Here is a 20,180-nt window from a genome sequence, read left to right on the forward strand (position 1 = left end):
ACGTGTCTCCTACTGTGTGCGGTCCATTAAATATTGGACTAGACCTTCAAGAACAGGTGATGTGCAGTTGGAATCATGTAACGCTGTTAATGCTAGATTAGCCACTTCTTGAGCTCGTTCTTTAGCAGTATCTAAACCTAAAATAGATACATAGGTTGCTTTATGCTGACGTTCATCACTGCCAGGAGTTTTCCCTAATTCTTCTTGTGTACCTACTACATCTAAAATATCATCGGTAATTTGGAATAATAAACCTAAATGATCAGCATATCGTAGGTAGGCCTCTCTTACGGATGTTGTAGCCTCCATAATAATCAGACCAATTTCAACAGCTGCACTAAATAATGCTCCTGTTTTACCTTTGTGAAGAACCACTAATTCTTCTAATGGTAAGAATTTTCCTTCTGATTGTAGGTCAAAGGCTTGACCACCCACCATTCCACTAGGTCCTGCACCTTTTGCTAAGACATGGATAATCTGCACCACTTGTTCTGCGGATAACTCTGTATGCTTGCTCACTAATTCAAAGGCATAGGTTAATAATCCATCTCCGGCTAAAATAGCCGTACCATCACCATATACACGATGATTGGTTAGCTTTCCACGACGATAATCATCATTATCCATAGCTGGCAAATCATCATGAATTAAAGAATAGGTATGAATTAATTCTATGGCACATACTACATCTTTATAAGCATCCCAAGATCCGCCCAAAGATTCAATAACAGCTTTTGTAATAATAGGCCGAATTCTTTTACCGCCCATCAATAAACTGTATTTCATACTTTCATATAACTTAGCATACTCTGTATTCGGTGATTCTAATACAGAGGATAAATAACTTTCAATGTCTGCTTTACTTTGTTGCAAGTACTCTTTTAACATAATATCCTCAATTCTTTGAAAGATAATAATTTTTGTATAAATATTCTAACTCTATTATACCTAAAAAAACGTACTTTGTCTCCTAATTCGTATCTACTTGTACAGTTTCAATAATTTGTTCAACTTCTTCTTCTACAAGCTGCAATAAATCAGAACATTCTTTAACTAGAGTTAAACCTTCCTTGTAAGTTTTTAATAATTCATGCATAGATAAGCTTTCATCATCTAGTTTTTTTACTACTTCTTCTAAGGCTGTATATTTCTTTTCATAATTTTTTATAGATTTAGCCACGTTGTGTTACCTCCTGTACAGTTGCTTTCACAGAGCCATCTTGAATATGTATATCTAATGTATCGCCAATTTGTACACTTTGAATCGTTTGTAATGGAGTACCATTAAGATCAACTTTTGCAAATCCCTTAATGACCTTAGCTAAAGGATTTTTGTTATCTAATTGAGTCGCTAATATAGCTAATTTACGTGATTCATCTTGGGATTTCTTTTGTATGGCGCTATGTAATTGGTGTTCAAAGCGTTGTAATATATTTTTCTGTTGATGCACCAAATTCATGGCAGGTACTGTAATCTTACGATTGGTAATAGAAAATAACTGTTGTTTTTCTTTTTGAATACGATACTGTACTGTGTTATGAATAAATTCTAACTTCTGCTGTACTTCTTCTTGTAAATCCACCAATGGATAAATAGATAACTCAGCAGCATGACTTGGTGTAGCCCCTCTTACATCAGCTACAAAATCACATAACGTATAATCTACTTCATGACCAACCGCAGACACAACCGGTGTCGTGCATTGGAATATAGATTCTATTAAGGCTCTATCATTAAAGCACCACAGGTCTTCCATAGAACCGCCACCACGACCTACAATGATCAAATCTACATCTGGGTCCGCATCTGCCATAGCTACACCACGAGCAATAACAGGGCCTGCTGTAGGTCCTTGTACAGGCACATTAAACACTTTAAATGTTACCAATGGATTGCGATGGGATGCTACATGTAAAATATCGTGAATCACTGCTCCTGATGCAGACGTGACAACACCAATACAACTCGGTACAGGTGGTAAAGCTTGTTTATGTCGTTCGTCAAAATATCCTAATGCATATAACTCTTGTTTTAACTTTTCATAGGCAATTTGATAGTCACTTTTGGTACCAATACGAATATCTTCACATATAAAACTTAAACGACCAGTTTTTTCGTAAAAACTAATATTTCCTCGTACTTGCACTAACAAGCCATTTTCAAGGGCACCTTCCAAGCCACGTTGTTGTACTTTGGAACGCCACATAGCCATATCAATGGACCCAGTATCATCGATGAGGGAAAAATAATAATGTCCTGTGCTGTGACGTTTCACATTAGAGATAACGCCTTCAACAATACAATTTTTTAATAGAAATTCTCCCTCTACGGTTTGCTTTATAATTCTATTTAATTCTCCAACGGAGTAAGCATCCATTCTACTCTCCTTCAACAACCTTTGCCCCATACGCATTACCTGAAGCATTATCTGCACTATATTTAGAAGATACACATAATACATCTAAATCATGATGATGTCCCCAATGAACTAAACGATCCTGTAAATAGGTATTCGCCATAACACCACCAGCAGTAATTAATGTTGTAATGTTATGTTCTGTTAGAATATGAGATAAAGCTTTTTCTAGGGAACTTCCAATACAATGGAACACAGAGACTGCCAAAATTTGTGCGTTTTTTTCTCTGCTAAATGATTCTCTATCAGTCCAATCGATAGGCTCATGTTGCAATGATTGCCACCAACGTTGACCAGCGCTGTAAGGACCTCCAAAACTAATGGTAGATTCTTTAACTGATACAGGAAGCACAGAATCTACGTTGTATTTAATACGTCGTCCCAGTGTTTCCATACTTGGACCTGCTGGAAATTGTAATCCCATTAATACACCTAGTCTATCCACTAACTGGCCTCCAGCTATATCATCAGAGCCACCGACTATTTGCACTTTAAAACCACTTTTATGAATGCGTTCACAAAGAACAAATTCAGTAGTTCCCCCTGAAAGGTGTAAACTTAAAAAAGGTCCTTCTGGAATTTCACCGATTTCACGCAAGGCTGCCCATATATGGTTCTCTTGATGTGAAAAAATATGGACTGGAACCTCTAAACAATGGCCTAGTGATTTCGCTGTATTAAGCCCTACCAGGAATGCTGGCATATAGGAGTTTTCTTCTCGTCTTGGAAAACCGCTGACCCCGATACCTGCAATGGGCTGGTCCAACGTTAAAGACTGAATCAATTCACCTAAGGCACGAGTATGTTGGAATACCATTTGTGACTGTTGTAATCCTCGTTTACCTTGCGGTACTTCTAACAGTTTTCTAGCTTCCTGTACTAATCTACCTTCCTCATCAACAAGTGCACAAGATGTGGTATAACAGCTTGTATCTATTCCTAAATAATAGGCCATTTTATTGTCTCGATGCTGCTAAATTATGAAGAATAGCATTAATGTACTTATAGGAAGTCTCTCCACCAAACTCTTTCGCTAATAGAACAGCTTCATTGATGACAACCTTAGCTGGTGTATCCTCTTGAGGGTGTAACAACTCCCAAGCTGCCATACGTAAAATAGTAAGTTCTACTTTAGGAAAACGCTCCATTTTACGTTTAGGAGAGAATTCTTGTAACGCTGCATCTAATTGTTCTTTTTCATTACGTACACCTACAATTAATTGCTCTGCAAATTGATTGGCTTTTCCTTGCATGTTAGTTGTATCTAACACTGCCTCTTCAATTACGTCGCCTGAAAATGTATCTGCATAAATTGTTTCGAATGCAAATACCCTTGCTAACCTACGATGATTCATGATTAGGTTCCCTTCTTTCTAAACCGTCGATGTGCACATCTACACGGACACGGTATAAGTCTAACATATTTCGTAAATCTTGCCGCACTTGTTGTTGTATTTGTCGTGCCACTTCTAATGGATGTGCTCCACAGTATAAACGAAGATATAAATTAATTTCTATGAAAGCATCTCCAAAAGTATCTCGTTTATGTTTTACATTCATTCCAGGCCAACTTTTTTGCCCTAATTTTTGTGAGATACCATCTACAACACCATCAAAAAATCGTTTACTCATAGAGTGGATTTCATCAAATGATGACAAAACTCTTGCAGTGACATCTAAAATAACGGCATCTGTAATTTCTATTTCTAAATGATCTGACATACAAATCCCCTATGATATGGTACTTTCAAAAATAATATCTTGCACATAAATATCAACACTGTTTACAGTAGCATCTGCCATAGATACAAGAGCGCTTTTCACACGTTCTTGTAAACGCAATGCTATATCTGGAACTCGGTACCCATAATATACGGCAATGTGTAGAGCTACTTGTAATGATCCATCTTCTAAAACTTGTACTTTTACACCTTCCATGGCATTTTTTCTACCAAATAAGCTACTTACCGTATCTCCAAATGTTGTGCTCATACCCGCAACACCTTTCGTTTCTAGTGCTGTCATAGTAGCAATCATTTCATAAACAGAATGATCAAACTGTATTAGTCCTTCAAAAAAGCGATTATCTTCCATATATTTACCAAAAAAAGCATTTGTCGTCCCACCACAGGCCAACAAATGCTTTTAATTACAATACTATATTAGTTGTTAAAAGATCAAATCTGTGGTTTAAGCACGTTCAATATATTGTCCAGTACGTGTATCTACACGCAATACATCGTCTACTTCGATGAATAAAGGTACTTTTACAACATAACCTGTTTCTAATGTAGCAGGTTTATTACCACCAGTTGCAGTATCGCCACGGATACCAGGGTCAGTTTCAACTACACGTAACTCTACAGCTACAGGTAAGTCAATACCGATAACAATGCCTTGGAAGAACATGATAGATACTTCCATGTTTTCTAATAAGAAGTTTTTAGCATCTCCTAATTGGTCAATTGTTAACTCAATTTGGTCATATGTTTCATTATCCATGAAAGTATATGCTCCATCAGATTCATATAGGTATTGCATGCGACGACGGTCAACATGAGCTTTTGGCACTTTTTCACCAGCATTGAAAGTACGCTCTACTACAGCACCTGTTTGTAGGTTTTTCAATTTAGCACGTACGAAAGCGGCACCTTTACCTGGTTTAACATGTTGAAAGTCAACTACTTGCCATACATTACCGTCTAATTCGACAGTTACGCCTGGACGAAAATCATTACTGGAAATCATTGTAAATCCCTCCATTACACATCTAGTTCTATTAAATCTTTAGGAGTTTGTGTGAGTATTTCACACCCCTCCTTAGTAACTATAACTGTATCTTCAATGCGAAGCCCCATATGGCCTGGTAAATAAATACCTGGTTCCACGGTGACGACCATATTTTCTGTTAATACATCTTTGGATCTAGGTGATGCTACTGGTAATTCATGGATGTCTAAGCCTACACCATGACCTGTACCATGACCAAAATTAGAACCATAACCTTGTTCCTTAATATAGTCTCTACATACTGCATCTACTTCTGCACCGGTAACGCCTTCTCTAATGAAAGCAACACCTCTAGTTTGTGCTTCTAGTACGATAGAATAGAGTTTCTTTTGTTCATCACTAGCTTTACCTAATACGATGGTACGTGTCATATCGGAATGATATCCTTTATACATAGCACCAAAGTCAAAGGTAACAAAATCGCCTCGCTCCATCACTTTATCGCTAGCCACCCCATGAGGCATACTAGAACGATAGCCAGAAGCTACAATAGTGGTAAAAGACGGCTCTCTAGAGCCACGTTTTAACATTTCTGTTTCCAAAATAATGCGAGCTTCATTTTCAGTCATCCCCACCTTTAATTGTGGCAACATAGCTGCAAATGATTCATCAGCAATGCGAAAAGCTTGTCGTAAATACTGTAGTTCGTCGTCCCGTTTTGTTATTCGTAGACTGGCAAAATCAAAGGATAAAAATTCTGTTTCATTTAATGTATCACAAACTTCTTGAAATACATCGACACTCATATAATTTCCTTCAAAGCAACATGTGGATAACGTAGTGTTTGAGGAAGCTAGTATACTGTTGATAGTATCATATACATCCCCCGTATATTGGATGACCTCATATCCTTCACATTCTTCTTTAGCCTGTTCAGTATAACGACTATCCGTTATCATATAGGCTTTGTCAGGGGTTACAAATGCCACTCCAGTGGTCCCTGTAAATCCTGCAAAGTAATGTAAGTTAATAGGGCTAATGAGGATGGCTCCTCCATATGTTTCTTCTCTTAGAAATGCTTGCAAAGCGACTAATCCATTCATCGTCTGGCCTCCTTAAAAAGCATCAACTAATGATACCATATAATGCATAGTTATGACAAATTGAATAGATTCGATTAGACAATTTCTTTTTCTTCTTCTGTTAAATCTATGAATGTGCCTACTTCTTCAATAGAGTCAAGTGTAATTCTATCGATAGCAATACGTTGTAAGTATGTTACCGTTCCACCACAAGCACCAATCATACGTTTCACTTGATGATACTTTCCTTCGTAAATCGTCAACTCACAGGAGTGAATAAGTTCACCCGACTCATTTATCACATCCTCATCATTGTGAAGAGTTAATTCTGCTGGTTTACACTCTGTACCATCCCCTAAAACCATACCTTCTTGTATACGTTTCATACCTTCATCTGATAAAGTACCACTATATTCTACATAATAGGTTTTACCAATATTTTTTTTGCCATGAATAATTTTGTGAGCCCAGGGGCCATCATTGGTTAATAATAACAACCCTTCTGTATCTTTATCGAGTCGTCCTACAGGAAATACTTTCAACGTTTGAAACTCTTCAGGAAGTAATTCCATAATAGTAGGGTCTACAGGATCTTCAACCGCTGTTACATATCCAGCTGGTTTGTGAAATTTAATATAATATTCTAATTGTGCTTGTACAACTTGATCTTGAACTGTAACAATATCTATATCAGGATTGATATGCATATCTTTCTTCTTGATAATAGTGTCATTTACTTTTACTAGACCTTGTTTAATTAAATCATGCACTTCTCTTCTTGTACCAAAAGCTTTATGGGCTAGAAATTTATCAATCCTCACCGTAACCACCTTCTCTCACATGAGTATGAGATGTATCATTTAATATACAAATACGATTATAAGGGGATTGGTCACCCCAGAAATCTACTACACTAACGGCTGTATTACCCTGTGCTAAACGCCATAAACAGTTCAATGGAATACCTGTTAATGCACATAGTAATGTGCGTATGGTTCCGCCGTGACAAACTACTAGTAGTCGTTCACCATCTTCCATAAGGGATAATTCTTCTATCAGTCTAGCATAGGCACGTTCCTGCACCATTTCTACAGTCTCCCCATTAGGGATTGGTTTTTGTGACGGATCTTCATAAATAGCTTCGATTTGGCCCGGCCACCGTTCATTAATTTCAGAATATGTTAAGCTTTCCCAGTCGCCAAAGTTAATTTCCCGTAATCCTTCTGTAAAAGTGGTAGGAATATAACGGCCTTTTAGAATTTCTTCAGACGTAACCCTAGCTCGTACTAGGTCTGAAACGATAGCTCTATCAAAATGAACATCTCGTAAGGCATCACCCACATCTACAGCTTGGGCCATACCTTTTTCATTTAAAGGTATATCACTAAATCCTTGGTGCTTCCCTAGATGATTCCAATCCGTTTCACCATGGCGGACAAAGTAAATTTGTATCATAGTATCTCCTGTTATAATGTAAAATATGCTCGTAAAGCTTGTAATAATTGTTCATTTTGCTCTCTTATTTTGACAGCGATACGAAACCAATTGGGGCCTAGCCCAGTATAGTGAGAGCAGTTTCTAATTAATATAGATTGATGATACAAGTGCTGAATCATATCTTCTAAAGAATACTGATCATCTAGATGACAGAGAATATAATTCACAGATGGTTCAATGCACTGTAATACATCGATCTGTACAATCTCCTTATATAGCCATTCTTTTTCTTGTTTTAGTACTGTCCGAGTCTCTTGTATATAGTCTGTATCTTGTAAGGCTTTTTCACTATATATTTGCGCTAAATGATTTACAGTCCAAGATGGAATATGAGATTTAATAAAGTTAATAATCATAGGATTTGCCATCATCGCCCCAATACGTAGACCGGGAACCGCGTAAAACTTAGTTAAAGAATGTACAACGATCACATTGTCATACTCTTTCACATAGTTTCGCATAGAATAGTCATCCCCTAAAAAATCAACAAATGACTCATCAAACACTAGATAGTGACCATTTTTCTTGCAAACTTCAAATAATTCACGACTTTCATGTTTCCACAAGGTGCCACATGGATTATTGGGATTCCCAATAAATACTAAGCGATGCTTAGACTGATTTAAATCATGTAATATCGTTGTTAAAGGATAGGAAAAGCAAAATAAATCCGCATCAAATTGTAATTCATATTCTATGACTGGTAGGCCACACGAATGAGCACCATGGCTATACTCTGAAAATCCAGGAGCTGGCACATACACAGCTTCTATTTCTGGCAATCGGCATATGGCATAGATTAATTCAGCTGCACCATTACCGAAAGCAATGCATTCTTTTGGCATATCCCACAATTCGGATGTGATAGCAAAAAGGTTCGTCATGTCTGGATCTGGATAATGTATCACATGTTGAAATGCCTCATTCATAGCATCCATCCCCTTGGCGCTCATACCCAAAGGGTTAATATTGGCACTAAAATCTAAAATCTGATCTAAGGAAGTATCTAATAGTCGACTCGCTTTATGCACATTACCACCATGCACATTCGTTGTTTTCACCATCATAACCTCCTTTATCGTTCCATGAAAGTAATTCCTTCATTCGTTGTTTCCACTATATCCATGAAGGTAAGATTTGGCAATTCCTGCTTTACTTGTTGCAAGCAGTGTACAATACTTGGTGAGTCTGGGGGAAATAGCAAACCCAGTACAGTTCCACTATGGGCAATAATCGTTCCTATCGCATTACACTCTACCCCAATTTGATGTAACGCATATAAGTTTGCCTTATGCAAAATACGTTGATTGCCGAAAGAACTAATGGTAGAGGCCTCACCAATAAGTTTCACATTATGCTTATGTATACCTTCTTTAAATTTTGCTAAAGCTTCTACCATCAACTCTTCTTTTTCATCAATTAAAACATCTAAATTTTGCTGATGATTAAATTGTACCGTATCAATCGTACCGCCTTCATCAAACATGACGATACGAATCGGTGGACATGTGCCTAATAATTCACAACATGTACCATTTAGATAATCGAACTGAACTATACCAGGGTAAAAGGGAGCATCTGTAGGTTCGATTGATAAGCAAATAGAGGCTAATTGCTCCATAGAAAGATCGTAGCCATGACTTTTTGCTGTAGCCATAGCTACTACACTAATATCTGCACTACTAGAAGCCAATCCTTTTCCTTGTAAAATATCGGAATGTAAATATACAGGCTTCGCCGTAGATCGATCGATTCCCAATGTATCCAATACCGTGATGTAAGCTTGATAGGCCTTAGACTGTAAAGAAATCGATGAAAGAGGAAGTGGATATTGTACATCACCAATGGCATAAGAATAGCGATTAATAGGACAGGTTACTAGAAATCGTTGTCCTTTTATGGAGCCTTGAATAAATTCTCCACAAGTGCCTGGCGTTCTTACATAAAATGCCAACTCTACTTCCTCCTTTCATTTATATAACACTTACAATAATTGCGCCTAAAATGATAAAAATTTCTGATAATTCACATACAAATCCATATGTGTCTCCTGTAGTCCCTCCTAAATGTTTTGTTACATAGGAGTTAATGATAAGGTTAACTAAGAGGGCAATAACAAATAAGTATACATATAACCACTCATAACACAATATAGGTAATAATGCTAATAGGGTCGCTACTGGTAAAGCATACTTAGGAGCATTGTCTGCAAAAATTTTACCGATTCCTTCTGGTCTTGCATAAGGAAACTTTTGAATACTAATCACCATAGTATATCGACTTAATAGAGGCATACTGACTAAGACTAAAGGAACCACATGGATTGGTAAATTAACTAGTAGTTGCCATTTTAAGAGGGTTAAGAATACAAAGCCTACTACTCCATTACTCCCTACTCGGCTATCTTTCATAATCTCTAATTTACGTTCTTGATCGCGCCCTGAAAATAAGCCGTCACAGGTATCCATAAATCCATCTGCATGAAGTCCACCAGTAAATAGAAATTCAAAGATAACTAACATAAGCATCAGTAAGGATACCGGGATATACGAATATGCTAAGCTATAAAAAGCCCACATAAAGGCGCCAATGACAAGTCCTACTAAAGGAAAATATGTAACGGATGCGCCAAAGTCTTCTACTTTCCACTCTGTTTGGTTTACAATTTTTAAGCGTGTTAAAAATTGAAGTCCTACAAAAAATCCTTTCATGTTGCACCTACCATTGATTAATTACATATGTACTGACCATTGTTAACACAACACCCAAGATAGAAACAGTATACATCAAATATATAGTTTGATAAATGTGTTTCCCTACCATAGATGTTATAGGATCTCCCATATAGGCCCGAAAGGTGACTTTGTCATGATACACATTGTGACCACCTAACCGAATATGTAAAGCCCCTGCTACGGGAGCCTCTGCATAGCCCCCATTAGGACTAGGATGTTTATGCGCATCACGAGTGGCTATACGGATGGCATGTTTCCAATCTTTACCACAGAGAAAAGAAGCTATCACAAATAAAATACAAGTAATACGTGCAGGAATATAATTAACTACATCATCTAAGCGGGCTGCAAAACGACCAAAGTATAAATAGCGCTCATTTTTATAGCCTAACATGGAGTCCATCGTATTAATAGCTCGGTATCCAATAGCTCCCCATGGGCCTAATAGGACAAACCAAAATAAAGGGGAAATAATGCCATCTACTGTATTTTCCGCTACTGTTTCAATAGTGGCACGAGTAATTTCACTTTCATCAAGTTCACTAGTCTTACGACCTACAATCCATCCCACTTTACGGCGTGCTTCAGATATATCTTGTTTTCTCAACAAATTAGCAATTTCTATGCCTGCCTCTGCCAAACAACGAGGGCTAATGGCAATGTATAGGCACAATAAGGATACTATGAAATAGCCGATTGGATGTATGGTCCCTCCTATAAATAGGAGCCCTGTAACAATGAGCATCACAGTCATTAAGACTAGTAATACAGTAGATATCCCTAATAGTATTTGATTCCTTGCGATAGTATTCTTTTTATACAATAGATGTTCATAGAAAGAAATACAATTACCAATTAAAACAACAGGATGGTATTTACTTCTAGGGTCACCCACTAAAGTATCTAACAAAAGTGCCCCTAAAGGAATAAAATAAAGAAGATGGTGTATAAACCATTCCATTAGTCTTGCTCCCATAATGATTGAATATAATCCATATCTAAATGTTCTTCTACAATCTTGGCTAATCGATTATAGGCAGCTTCTTTATGTTCAAAGTAGCGGAATACAACATCTAATGGCTCTAATCCTTTTTTTGTACGCAATGCATTCAGGATTGAGCGACGTAATCCATCATTATCTAAAATGCCGTGAATATATGTGCCCATCACTTGACCATTACTAGTGACAAAACCATCGATCACATCTACCTTAGCATCACTACGCTTTTGAATATGGAAACAACGTTCTCCTGCTCCTACTGGCTGTGTATCTCCCATATGGATTTCATAGCCTACAAGATTTTCACCACTAAAGTTAGTACCTAAGAAGGATAAATCCTTTACATCAAAACAAACTTGATGTGTTAATTTTTCAGTTTTCATAGTAGTAGCTGTTGGAAGCAACCCTAATCCTTTTAATTCAGGAATATCCCCTTCAATCCCTTCTGGATCATAAAGCATTTCTCCCAGCATTTGATTACCACCACAAATACCCAATACAGGTACCCCAGCATTTGCTAAGTCGTGGATATCTTTATCATAGCCATGCTCCTGCAAGTACGATAAGTCAGCTAATGTGTTTTTAGAGCCTGGTAAAATTACCATATCTGGATGACCAATTGGCTCCCCTTGTTTCACAAAACGAACAGATACATCTGGTTCATAGGCAAGAGCATCAAAGTCTGTAAAGTTAGAAATTTTAGGAGTTTGCATTACCGCAATCGTAATCTCCTTAGATACTCCTCTATATTTACTTTCTAATGCTACAGAATCTTCTTCATCAATATCAAGGTTTTCTATCGCCGGTACTACACCTACTACTTTTTTACCTGTTTTTTCTTCAATAAAATCCAATGCAGGTTGTAATAATGTGACATCACCTCTGAATTTATTAATGATAATACCTTTTACTAGATCTCTTTCATCTGGTTCTAATAATTCTAAAGTACCCACCACAGATGCGATAGCACCACCACGATCAATATCTGCAATAAGCATTACAGGAGCCTTTGCTAACTTGGCAACACGCATGTTTACAATATCATTAGCTTTTAAATTGACTTCCGCAGGGCTACCGGCACCTTCAATGACAATCATATCAAAATTATCATCAAGATATTGTAAACTTTCTTTTACTTTATCTAAGGCTGTTAAGGAGTATTTTGTATGGTATTCTCTAGCGCTATACACACCTACCGGTTTGCCCATTAACACGACTTGTGAGGACTGATTGCCTGTAGGTTTTAATAGGACAGGATTCATTTGTACAATTGGCTCTAAACCTGCTGCTTCCGCTTGCGCCACTTGGGCACGACCAATTTCATCCCCTGCTTTGGTAACATAGGAATTTAACGCCATATTTTGTGCTTTAAAAGGTACTGTTTTATATCCCTTATTATGTAAAATGCGACACATTGCTGTAGCTAAAATACTTTTACCTACATTAGAACTGGTACCTTGAAACATAATTTTTTTAGCCATGGTTGCTTACCTCCAATGCTTTTATATCTATTGTCATACCACTGATTGTCATATATGATTCATCAGCCTCTGCTGCTACCATTCGATTGACACGTCCCATAATATCTCTAAAAATACGAGCTAATTTATTCTCTGGAACAATACCTAAGCCAATTTCATTGGTCACAAAAATAACCGTCTTTTCGTTGTTTCCCTTGTAGGATCGAATCACATCAAGTACAGCTTGTACTTCTGAAAGTATAGCTCTTTCACGGCAATTTATATCTTCCTGAGATGTAAATTCACCATCTTCTAATAATAGATTAGTAGTCCACATCGTTAAGCAATCTACTAATACCACAGAACATTCACCTAAAATTTGTTGAATCTCTTTACTAATGGCACAAGGGATTTCATAATTGTTCCAAATCATTTTCCGTCGTTCTTGATGTAAATGAATACGATGCTTCATCTCTTCGTCATAAGCTTGCCCTGTAGCAATATATCCTTTTTGTCCTTCTTTAGATAAAGCTAGTGTTTCTGCAAACTCACTTTTACCACTACGGGCACCACCTGTACAAAATATTATACGATTTTTCATAGTATACCTATACAAAGTTGCCCTTTATCAGTTATCATATGTACTATACGTTCATTATAAAGGAGACAACTATGGAATTATTAAATTTAGACATCCAATTAATGGCCACTCTATGGGAAAATACCTATCGTGCAGCCATTAAAGATCAAAATGGAAATTATGTAGCCTCTGTACGCATTATCGTAAATGTTCCACTTTCACCAGACCGTTTACCACCCAATGCACCAAAAGCAGATCCACAATTATTTGTATTGGTAGAAGACGCTGTGATGGAATCGGAAGATATCATTCAGTTTGAAACTTTATTATCCGTACACATCCGAGAAAAATTTAAAAATGAAATCGATCAGATCTATTTCTTCTATCCAAGCCCTGAAGATGTGCTAAACAAAACTGTAGATGTACAAGAAGTACAACATTAATCACAGTAACTACATACATAGTATTATAGCACATCCAAGAAGATTTGATATAAATAATCTAAGAGATACTAAAAGGAGGTACCCAACATGGAGTACCTCCTTTTATATCGTATACTATTTCACTTCATCTTCTACGCGCGCTAAGATAAATAGCAAGTCGGATAAACGATTCAAATAGCGAAGATTCGACATATGAATCTCTTCTGTTTCTCCTAACTTCCATAGGTCTCGTTCTGCACGGCGAACGATGGTACGACCTAAGTGCAAGAAACTGGATGTTTTACTATCACCAGGTAAAATAAATTTAGATAATGGCTCTAATTGTTCATCAAATTTGTCGATGATCTGTTCTAAATTAGTCACATGCTCATCTGTAATAGTAGCTTCTTGTCCTAAACTAGAGATATCAGCCATAATCATCCATAGTTCTTTCTCAAGTTGCAATAATGTGTCTTGTACTACCTTTTTGTCAGAGTACGCACGAGCTACTCCAAGAAAAGCTTGTGCCTCGTCAATTGTTCCATACGTACAAACACGTTGAGATGCTTTACTTACACGTTCACCAGTATATAAACCCGTAGAACCTGCATCACCTGTTTTCGTGTACACTTTTGCCATGGTATACCTCCTTAACAACTAGAAACCTTACGATCTCTGTAACATAAGATGTGCATTGCTCCCTTTATATGTGACTCGCTATCTCACGCAAACGTTGAATACGACTTTCTGTAGATGGATGCGTACTAAATAATTGAGTCATAGTGGAAGAAATTCCACTTAAAGGATTAATAATAAACATGTGTGCTGTAGATGATACGCGGCTTTCGCTTTGACCAGGAAGCACACCAAATTTAGCATAATGCTCAATTTTGGCTAATGCGGATGCTAAAGATAATGGCTTTCGACTCATCATCGCCCCTTCTTCATCTGCTAAATACTCACGAGATCGTGAAATAGCCATTTGAATTAAGCTAGCTGCCAAAGGTGCTAAAATGATAGTGCCAATTAATGCTAAAGGATTAGAATTCTCCTCATCATCACGGCCCCCAAAAATAGCTGCCCATTGTAACATATTCGCCACCATAGCAATAAATCCTGCCATACTAGCTGCAATAGTACTAATTAATGTATCTCTATGTTTCACATGAGAGAGTTCATGAGCTAGTACACCTTCAATTTCATCATCTGTTAATAGTTTCATAATACCCGTTGTCACAGCCACTGCTGCGTGCTCAGGGTCGCGGCCTGTAGCAAATGCATTAGGTACTTCTGATTCAATAATATACACCTTTGGCATCGGTAATCCAGCATTATGAACTAATTTTTTTACTATTTGAAAAATAGTAGGGTTGTTTTGCTCTGTAATTTCTTTTGCATTATAAGCCCGCAATACCATAGATGCACTATTCCAATAGGTATAGAAGTTGATACCTAAAGAAATAACAAACATTAGCATCATCCCTGAATGCCCACCTACCATTTGACCTATAACCATCAGTATTCCTGATAATAATGCCAATAAGGCTGCTGTTTTTATATGATTCATGTATTCCTCCTACTTAGTTTTTTATAGAATGTATATACTTAGTATAGCATACAAAATGTAAAAGAATCATGAAGTTTTTTATTCATATTTAATTTTTACAACTTTAGCGCCCTCACGGTCTGCATGCAGTACGAAACGGCGACAGTCAATATCGTTGTTCATAAAGACCGAACTCATAGCATCTGCCACTGTCACTGCATGTTCCGGAGAACAATAGGCAATTAAGGTTGAGCCTGAACCACTAATAGTAGAGCCATACGCACCATGATCCTTAGCTGCAGTAAATACATCATCACAATAAGGAATTAAGGTTTTACGATACGGTACATGTAGATAATCCTGTAATGCTACAGACAAATTATCCATCCTATTTTGTATCATGGATCCTACAAATAATGTGGCAAATCCTACATTGGCAACAGCTTCTTTATAGCTTAACTCTGTTGGCAATACGCTTCGCGCATACGATGTTTCTACAATCACTTCTGGTACCACTACAGCAAAGGTTAAATTACTTGGTACATCGATATGGGAATGGAATACTGTATCATTCCCACCAACAGCGCAGACTAAATTCCCCATAATAGCTGGTGCTACATTATCAGGATGCCCTTCCATATCATTGGCAATGAGCAATAATTGATCTTTATTTAAAGGTTCTTGTAAATAGGCATTGGCTAATAGCAACCCACCCACAATGGCAGTAGAACTACTGCCAAGACCTCTTGATGGTGGAATTTGTGTATTAGAATGAATACGACCATAAACAGGTGCAGCATTCACTTCTTTAAATACCCTTTCCATAGCAATACCCACTAGATTTTGGCTATGGTCTTCTTTCTCCAATAAGTCCGCCCCAAACCCTTCAAAGGTATATGTATTAGAAGTGGCCTCTTTGTCAGGTTCAAAGGTAAATACATTATATAAATTTAATGCTACTCCAAGACAATCAAACCCAGGACCGCAATTAGCACTCGTAGCCGGCACTTGCACCGTAATAGATTTCATGAACACTCCTTTATTCAACCATGATGCGGATGACACTCCCCACTTCTCTAACTACACGTAAATGGTTGAAAGAATCAATTAGATTTTGAATATACGCATGAGGACATTTAGAAGTAATTATCGCTAATGTAGCAGTATCATTATCTGCTTTACGTTGGATAACAGAATGAGCAGAGATGCGTTGTTCTGCTAATTTGGTAGCTACTTTTGCTAATACACCTGTTGAGTTATCCACAGTCATACGAATGTAGTAAGCAGATTCAATTTTACTAGAACTATACATTGTTTTTTGCGGATAATAGAACTGCTTCATTTCCCCTGTTTTTCCTTGTACTACATTACGAGCTACTTCCATCACGTCACTCACGATAGAACTACCTGTTGGTAAGCTACCAGCTCCACGACCGTAGAACATAGCCTCATCAAAACCATTACCACGTAAAAATACAGCATTAAAAGAACCCCGTACAGAGGCTAATGGATGGGTGTTTGCAATGAAGGCAGGATGTACATTTAAGGACAGACCTTTTTTCGTTTCTCTCGCAATACCTAACAACTTAATAGTATAGCCAAACTCTTTGCCAAATTGGATATCACTAGCATCAATTTGCGTAATCCCTTCACAACTTACATCTTCAAAGAAGATACGTTTATTAAAGGCAATAGAACCTAAGATGGCTAATTTACGCGCTGCATCATAGCCTTCCACATCAGATGTAGGATCTGCTTCTGCATAGCCAAGGTCTTGTGCTTCTTTTAGGACTTCTTCATAGCCTAATCCATCTTCACTCATCTTAGACAAAATAAAGTTAGTGGTTCCATTTAAAATACCCATAATTTCTGTAATTTGATTACCGCCGAAGGAATCATATAAGGCGCGGATAATTGGAATCGCCCCTGCCACACTCGCTTCAAAGCGTAAGTCCACATGATGCTTCGTAGCTAGCTCCATTAAATAGGGACCAGCTTCCGCTAATAAATCTTTATTGGCAGTCACCACATGTTTTCCAGCAATAATAGCTTCTTCAATGCAAGTACGGGCAAAGGTAGTCCCTCCCATCACTTCCACTACAATATCTACAGATGAATCCTGTAAAATTTCTTTATAATCTGTTACAAATGTAGCGGTTGCAGGTAGTGCAACATGACTATATTTATCTGGATTTCTCACATAAATTTTATCTATAGTCACAGGTACACTAATACGATTTTGTATGACATCTAAATTTTTAGTCAATAATTCTACTGTACCTTGTCCAACTGTACCAAAACCCAAGAGGGCAATCTTAACGCCTTGCTTCATTCTTTATCTCCTTAAGCACTAGGCTTGACCAATTAGTTCCACTTTAATAACTCCCTCTAATTGTCTTACTTCGTGCAATACATCTTCTACTGGTAATGTTAATTCTTTTGTTTCAAAAGAAATATTTACATGTGCTACACCTTGTAGCGGCAAATTCTGATTAATCGTTAATACACTACCATTATAATCTGCAATAATCCGTAAAATATTAGATAGCATACCAGACTCGTTAGAAATCAGTGCATTAATTGACACAATTTTACCTTGTGAAAGTTCATAAAATGGAAATACATAATCTTTGTATTTATAATAAGCAGAACGACTTAAGTCCATTTTTTCAACAGCTTCATTAATCGTTTTAGCCTCTCCTAGTTGTAAAATAGATTTTACTTTGATCGTTTTTTTAATCGCTTCTGGTAAGATTACTTCATTCACTAAATAAAATTTGTCTTTTTTGCCTTTCACAGCCATAACTACACCTCTTCACTACTAGTGGAAACGGAACTTGCGATGTGTTGTCCATATAGAGTAAATACGGAATACATACCGATAAAAAATGGAACATATTCTGCTACAATCCGCCACGCCACTGCAACTAGCCCCACCGTTCCAATTGGCACAAAAGAAGCAAATAAATACACAAATAATCCTTCTGCAACGCCTGTTCCACCTGGTGTAGGAGCAAAATATAAAATTAAATTTAATAAAATCATACGATTTAAGATTTCAACAATACTAATATCTGAAGTAAACGCATACATCAATGCTGGCGCAATAGCATATAAAAATAATAAGCTCAATGCAGACTCAATAAATACGATAAAGGATTGCATAGGGTTTGCATATAATAAACTAAGCCCCCCATTAAATTCATCCAGCTTAATGAGCCAACCTTTTGGGTTTCCTTTTTTTGTTATCTTACATATCCAAGTTACTAAGCATTTCATAAGTCGCGTTTGTAATAGATACATTCCCATAAATGTTGAAATCACAACAAAGATTGATATACCTATCAATTGAGAATTAGTAATATATGGTACATCGATAGGCTCTGTTACCAGAATAAACGGTAACATGATGATTAAAAATAAAATAGAAAATACAGTTCGCACTAACACGATAGGTGCTGCTTTACCGATAGGTACATGATAAGACCGTAAAATCAAAGCCTGTGCTACCGCACCACCACTAGCACCAGGTGTTAGCATAGCCATAAAATAATTACCAAATATAACTCGTAGAATAGCAATTAGGGATAAACTATATCCACCCATACGTACCAACCGTTGTAACCGCAAACCATCAAAGTACATACCTAAAGCAAGTGCTACCATTGCCAACAATAAAGATGTAAAGTTAAATGTACCTAATGTAGCTAATGAATCTAAATCAATTGTAAAATAAATTGTTATACCTGACACAATAAGGAGTAAAAATCCAATGAAGATTCCTCGCTTTGCCATGGTGCTCATGAACGTTCTCCTTCAGTCCATTGTCCATAATGGATGAGACTAATATCATGAGTAGCAATATATTCTTTTACTCTAGCAGATGTCATAGCCGCTCGTTCCTCATCCCAATGATAGCCCCAATCATACAAGGATCGGAGTGTATGATTATCTTTACCAGGATGTGTCATAATTTCATGGACCCCTTGTTTCTTAGCAACTTTTTTTAAAATTGCTAACAAAGATTCTTCCCTCAATTGACCACCATTCATCATACCCCAAAAATATAGGGGCGATGAAAATCCAAAATCACGAGATATAGTGTAGGCTTGTTGTGTGATAACCGTTAGCCCTACTTTACCAATCCAACGACCTAGTGAAGACACACCATTCATTAAAAATGGAGTTTCATCGGGCATACGAATCTTAGTTAAACCATAGCGCTTCATTTGTTCTGCCACTATAGGCAACACTTGTGGTAGTACATGCATATGTTGATGTCCATCTACATGTGTTATAGGTAATCCTGTAGACATTACTTTTTGAAATTGTGCTTCAATTTCTTTTCGCAATTCAGAACCTTTTATACGTCCGGTATACAGCCGTTTTATAAATTCTGTGTGTGTCATAGGAAATTTACCATCTATCAACAGACTTGGAATTTCCTTAGGATCACAAACAGGAGAAAGCCCCCCGACCAAGCAAACATGCAATCCCACGCCTAGTGTGGGCGTTGTCTTAGATAATGATAAGGCATCCTCAAAATAGTCTCCAGATGCCAATAAAGACGTACTTGTTACTATTCCTTGTTGATGACTTTCTAGGATTCCTTCATTAATAAGAGGATGTAAACCAAAGTCATCTGCATTCACAATTAGACGTTTCATAGTTACCTTCCTGTACGCACTAAATGGATAATTGTATTCTTATT

Annotated in this window: 25 protein-coding genes; 1 reads left to right on the plus strand and 24 read right to left on the minus strand. The window is 37.2% G+C overall.

The annotated features are described in order from the left end of the window. Positions 1-9: 9 nt before the first annotated feature. The 17 genes from HMPREF3032_RS05430 to cobU form a co-directional block, all read right to left on the minus strand. On the minus strand, positions 10-888 hold the full coding sequence (locus HMPREF3032_RS05430) for a polyprenyl synthetase family protein (RefSeq protein WP_062402785.1): 879 nt from the start codon (positions 886-888) through the stop codon (positions 10-12). A gap of 82 nt (positions 889-970) precedes the next feature. After that, positions 971-1,180, minus strand: a complete 210-nt coding sequence (gene xseB / locus HMPREF3032_RS05435) for an exodeoxyribonuclease VII small subunit (RefSeq protein WP_062402788.1) — start codon at positions 1,178-1,180, stop codon at positions 971-973. Further along, positions 1,173-2,378: an exodeoxyribonuclease VII large subunit gene (gene xseA, locus HMPREF3032_RS05440; protein ID WP_062402791.1), complete on the minus strand. Its 1,206-nt coding sequence runs from the start codon at positions 2,376-2,378 to the stop codon at positions 1,173-1,175. Before xseA ends, xseB begins: the two co-directional genes overlap by 8 nt. Position 2,379: 1 nt before the next feature. Next, positions 2,380-3,372, minus strand: coding sequence for a tRNA (adenosine(37)-N6)-threonylcarbamoyltransferase complex transferase subunit TsaD (locus HMPREF3032_RS05445; RefSeq protein ID WP_062402794.1), 993 nt, complete (start codon positions 3,370-3,372; stop codon positions 2,380-2,382). A 1-nt stretch (position 3,373) separates the two neighbouring features. Continuing rightward, complete coding sequence (gene nusB / locus HMPREF3032_RS05450) at positions 3,374-3,772, minus strand: transcription antitermination factor NusB (protein WP_062402796.1); 399 nt, start codon at positions 3,770-3,772, stop codon at positions 3,374-3,376. Then, positions 3,759-4,139 carry an Asp23/Gls24 family envelope stress response protein gene (locus HMPREF3032_RS05455; RefSeq protein WP_062402799.1) on the minus strand — a complete coding sequence of 127 codons (381 nt, stop codon included), beginning with the start codon at positions 4,137-4,139 and terminating at the stop codon, positions 3,759-3,761. The genes nusB and HMPREF3032_RS05455 overlap by 14 nt, the downstream gene beginning before the upstream one ends. A 9-nt stretch (positions 4,140-4,148) precedes the next feature. Next, positions 4,149-4,511, minus strand: coding sequence for an Asp23/Gls24 family envelope stress response protein (locus tag HMPREF3032_RS05460; RefSeq protein ID WP_062402802.1), 363 nt, complete (start codon positions 4,509-4,511; stop codon positions 4,149-4,151). 96 nt (positions 4,512-4,607) lie between these two features. Continuing rightward, entirely contained in the window at positions 4,608-5,165 is a 558-nt protein-coding gene (efp, locus tag HMPREF3032_RS05465; protein WP_062402805.1) for an elongation factor P, read from the minus strand. A 14-nt stretch (positions 5,166-5,179) separates the two neighbouring features. Then, complete coding sequence (locus HMPREF3032_RS05470) at positions 5,180-6,250, minus strand: M24 family metallopeptidase (protein WP_062402807.1); 1,071 nt, start codon at positions 6,248-6,250, stop codon at positions 5,180-5,182. Between the two features lie 74 nt (positions 6,251-6,324). Further along, the gene (locus tag HMPREF3032_RS05475) at positions 6,325-7,050 is read right to left on the minus strand and encodes a pseudouridine synthase (RefSeq protein ID WP_062402809.1); all 726 of its coding nucleotides are present in this window, start codon (positions 7,048-7,050) and stop codon (positions 6,325-6,327) included. Further along, positions 7,040-7,684 carry a histidine phosphatase family protein gene (locus tag HMPREF3032_RS05480; protein ID WP_062402810.1) on the minus strand — a complete coding sequence of 215 codons (645 nt, stop codon included), beginning with the start codon at positions 7,682-7,684 and terminating at the stop codon, positions 7,040-7,042. Before HMPREF3032_RS05480 ends, HMPREF3032_RS05475 begins: the two co-directional genes overlap by 11 nt. Positions 7,685-7,695: 11 nt before the next feature. After that, positions 7,696-8,793: a threonine-phosphate decarboxylase CobD gene (gene cobD / locus HMPREF3032_RS05485; RefSeq protein WP_082717802.1), complete on the minus strand. Its 1,098-nt coding sequence runs from the start codon at positions 8,791-8,793 to the stop codon at positions 7,696-7,698. Positions 8,794-8,801: 8 nt separating this feature from the next. Beyond that, positions 8,802-9,680, minus strand: coding sequence for a GHMP family kinase ATP-binding protein (locus HMPREF3032_RS05490; RefSeq protein WP_009353012.1), 879 nt, complete (start codon positions 9,678-9,680; stop codon positions 8,802-8,804). 19 nt (positions 9,681-9,699) lie between these two features. After that, a complete protein-coding gene (cobS, locus tag HMPREF3032_RS05495) occupies positions 9,700-10,437 on the minus strand; it encodes an adenosylcobinamide-GDP ribazoletransferase (RefSeq protein ID WP_062402815.1) in 738 nt (245 codons plus the stop codon). 7 nt (positions 10,438-10,444) lie between these two features. Beyond that, a complete protein-coding gene (gene cbiB, locus HMPREF3032_RS05500) occupies positions 10,445-11,422 on the minus strand; it encodes an adenosylcobinamide-phosphate synthase CbiB (RefSeq protein ID WP_156439349.1) in 978 nt (325 codons plus the stop codon). Further along, entirely contained in the window at positions 11,422-12,942 is a 1,521-nt protein-coding gene (locus HMPREF3032_RS05505; protein ID WP_062402821.1) for a cobyric acid synthase, read from the minus strand. Before HMPREF3032_RS05505 ends, cbiB begins: the two co-directional genes overlap by 1 nt. Next, positions 12,935-13,522: a bifunctional adenosylcobinamide kinase/adenosylcobinamide-phosphate guanylyltransferase gene (gene cobU, locus HMPREF3032_RS05510; RefSeq protein ID WP_062402824.1), complete on the minus strand. Its 588-nt coding sequence runs from the start codon at positions 13,520-13,522 to the stop codon at positions 12,935-12,937. Before cobU ends, HMPREF3032_RS05505 begins: the two co-directional genes overlap by 8 nt. Before the next feature lie 71 nt (positions 13,523-13,593). On the opposite strand from cobU, the gene HMPREF3032_RS05515 reads away from it, so the two are divergent. After that, positions 13,594-13,944 carry a hypothetical protein gene (locus HMPREF3032_RS05515; protein ID WP_009353780.1) on the plus strand — a complete coding sequence of 117 codons (351 nt, stop codon included), beginning with the start codon at positions 13,594-13,596 and terminating at the stop codon, positions 13,942-13,944. Positions 13,945-14,058: 114 nt separating this feature from the next. Here HMPREF3032_RS05515 and HMPREF3032_RS05520 read toward each other — a convergent pair whose 3' ends face one another. The 7 genes from HMPREF3032_RS05520 to HMPREF3032_RS05550 all read right to left on the minus strand — a co-directional run bounded on the left by HMPREF3032_RS05520 (position 14,059) and on the right by HMPREF3032_RS05550 (position 20,136). Then, positions 14,059-14,562: a cob(I)yrinic acid a,c-diamide adenosyltransferase gene (locus tag HMPREF3032_RS05520; RefSeq protein ID WP_009353784.1), complete on the minus strand. Its 504-nt coding sequence runs from the start codon at positions 14,560-14,562 to the stop codon at positions 14,059-14,061. A gap of 64 nt (positions 14,563-14,626) precedes the next feature. Beyond that, on the minus strand, positions 14,627-15,490 hold the full coding sequence (gene htpX, locus HMPREF3032_RS05525; protein WP_062402826.1) for a zinc metalloprotease HtpX: 864 nt from the start codon (positions 15,488-15,490) through the stop codon (positions 14,627-14,629). A 78-nt stretch (positions 15,491-15,568) separates the two neighbouring features. Next, the gene (gene thrB, locus HMPREF3032_RS05530) at positions 15,569-16,498 is read right to left on the minus strand and encodes a homoserine kinase (protein ID WP_062402829.1); all 930 of its coding nucleotides are present in this window, start codon (positions 16,496-16,498) and stop codon (positions 15,569-15,571) included. Between the two features lie 10 nt (positions 16,499-16,508). Beyond that, on the minus strand, positions 16,509-17,801 hold the full coding sequence (locus tag HMPREF3032_RS05535) for a homoserine dehydrogenase (RefSeq protein ID WP_009353786.1): 1,293 nt from the start codon (positions 17,799-17,801) through the stop codon (positions 16,509-16,511). 18 nt (positions 17,802-17,819) lie between these two features. Further along, positions 17,820-18,272, minus strand: a complete 453-nt coding sequence (locus HMPREF3032_RS05540) for an ACT domain-containing protein (protein WP_062402832.1) — start codon at positions 18,270-18,272, stop codon at positions 17,820-17,822. A 2-nt stretch (positions 18,273-18,274) separates the two neighbouring features. Beyond that, positions 18,275-19,273, minus strand: a complete 999-nt coding sequence (locus HMPREF3032_RS05545) for a lysylphosphatidylglycerol synthase transmembrane domain-containing protein (RefSeq protein ID WP_009353790.1) — start codon at positions 19,271-19,273, stop codon at positions 18,275-18,277. Continuing rightward, on the minus strand, positions 19,270-20,136 hold the full coding sequence (locus tag HMPREF3032_RS05550) for a ChbG/HpnK family deacetylase (protein ID WP_062402835.1): 867 nt from the start codon (positions 20,134-20,136) through the stop codon (positions 19,270-19,272). The genes HMPREF3032_RS05545 and HMPREF3032_RS05550 overlap by 4 nt, the downstream gene beginning before the upstream one ends. Between the last annotated feature and the right edge of the window lie 44 nt (positions 20,137-20,180).

Source organism: Veillonella sp. DNF00869 (assembly GCF_001553345.1).
Taxonomy (GTDB): Bacteria; Bacillota; Negativicutes; order Veillonellales; family Veillonellaceae; genus F0422.

Coding starts and splice junctions, on each gene's coding strand:
- HMPREF3032_RS05430 (WP_062402785.1), bottom strand. CDS start 888: ATGTTAAAAGAGTACTTGCAACAAAGTAAAGCAGACATTGAAAGTTAT.
- xseA (WP_062402791.1), bottom strand. CDS start 2,378: ATGGATGCTTACTCCGTTGGAGAATTAAATAGAATTATAAAGCAAACC.
- HMPREF3032_RS05445 (WP_062402794.1), bottom strand. CDS start 3,372: ATGGCCTATTATTTAGGAATAGATACAAGCTGTTATACCACATCTTGT.
- nusB (WP_062402796.1), bottom strand. CDS start 3,772: ATGAATCATCGTAGGTTAGCAAGGGTATTTGCATTCGAAACAATTTAT.
- HMPREF3032_RS05455 (WP_062402799.1), bottom strand. CDS start 4,139: ATGTCAGATCATTTAGAAATAGAAATTACAGATGCCGTTATTTTAGAT.
- HMPREF3032_RS05460 (WP_062402802.1), bottom strand. CDS start 4,511: ATGGAAGATAATCGCTTTTTTGAAGGACTAATACAGTTTGATCATTCT.
- efp (WP_062402805.1), bottom strand. CDS start 5,165: ATGATTTCCAGTAATGATTTTCGTCCAGGCGTAACTGTCGAATTAGAC.
- HMPREF3032_RS05470 (WP_062402807.1), bottom strand. CDS start 6,250: ATGAATGGATTAGTCGCTTTGCAAGCATTTCTAAGAGAAGAAACATAT.
- HMPREF3032_RS05480 (WP_062402810.1), bottom strand. CDS start 7,684: ATGATACAAATTTACTTTGTCCGCCATGGTGAAACGGATTGGAATCAT.
- cobD (WP_082717802.1), bottom strand. CDS start 8,793: ATGATGGTGAAAACAACGAATGTGCATGGTGGTAATGTGCATAAAGCG.
- cobS (WP_062402815.1), bottom strand. CDS start 10,437: ATGAAAGGATTTTTTGTAGGACTTCAATTTTTAACACGCTTAAAAATT.
- cbiB (WP_156439349.1), bottom strand. CDS start 11,422: ATGGAATGGTTTATACACCATCTTCTTTATTTTATTCCTTTAGGGGCA.
- HMPREF3032_RS05505 (WP_062402821.1), bottom strand. CDS start 12,942: ATGGCTAAAAAAATTATGTTTCAAGGTACCAGTTCTAATGTAGGTAAA.
- cobU (WP_062402824.1), bottom strand. CDS start 13,522: ATGAAAAATCGTATAATATTTTGTACAGGTGGTGCCCGTAGTGGTAAA.
- HMPREF3032_RS05515 (WP_009353780.1), top strand. CDS start 13,594: ATGGAATTATTAAATTTAGACATCCAATTAATGGCCACTCTATGGGAA.
- HMPREF3032_RS05520 (WP_009353784.1), bottom strand. CDS start 14,562: ATGGCAAAAGTGTACACGAAAACAGGTGATGCAGGTTCTACGGGTTTA.
- htpX (WP_062402826.1), bottom strand. CDS start 15,490: ATGAATCATATAAAAACAGCAGCCTTATTGGCATTATTATCAGGAATA.
- thrB (WP_062402829.1), bottom strand. CDS start 16,498: ATGAAATCTATTACGGTGCAAGTGCCGGCTACGAGTGCTAATTGCGGT.
- HMPREF3032_RS05535 (WP_009353786.1), bottom strand. CDS start 17,801: ATGAAGCAAGGCGTTAAGATTGCCCTCTTGGGTTTTGGTACAGTTGGA.
- HMPREF3032_RS05540 (WP_062402832.1), bottom strand. CDS start 18,272: ATGGCTGTGAAAGGCAAAAAAGACAAATTTTATTTAGTGAATGAAGTA.
- HMPREF3032_RS05545 (WP_009353790.1), bottom strand. CDS start 19,273: ATGAGCACCATGGCAAAGCGAGGAATCTTCATTGGATTTTTACTCCTT.
- HMPREF3032_RS05550 (WP_062402835.1), bottom strand. CDS start 20,136: ATGAAACGTCTAATTGTGAATGCAGATGACTTTGGTTTACATCCTCTT.